1 pseudogene is annotated in these 308 nt (G+C 65.9%); it reads left to right on the top strand.

The annotated features are described in order from the left end of the window. Nucleotides 1-91: 91 nt before the first annotated feature. Nucleotides 92-308 (top strand): annotated as a pseudogene (locus EN807_RS34180) (cell division protein FtsA); the annotation flags it as partial.

Genomic DNA, 308 nt, shown 5'->3' with positions numbered 1-308 from the left:
TAGAGCTTTCGCCGGAAGCGGCGACGCAGCGCGAAGCCGCGCTCAGCGACAAGCCGAAGAACCTGGCCAAGCGCAAGGCGGGGGCAAAGATATGAACTGGCTTGGCGGCAGTGCCGATGCTTCTTCGCGCCGGTCGGGCACGCTCACGGTGCTCGATGTCGGCTCCAGCAAGGTTTGCTGCGTGGTGGCGAAGCTCAAGCCGAACGAGGACGGCAAGCTGCTGCGCGGGCGCTCGCACCGCATCCAGGTGATCGGCATCGGCCACCAGAAGTCGCAAGGCGTGAAGTCGGGTGTCGTGGTCGACCTCG

This window comes from Mesorhizobium sp. M5C.F.Ca.ET.164.01.1.1, assembly GCF_004792125.1.
Taxonomy (GTDB): domain Bacteria; phylum Pseudomonadota; class Alphaproteobacteria; order Rhizobiales; family Rhizobiaceae; genus Mesorhizobium; species Mesorhizobium wenxiniae.
Note: the sequence above shows the minus strand (reverse complement) of the source record. Positions and strands in the feature narration are given on the sequence as shown.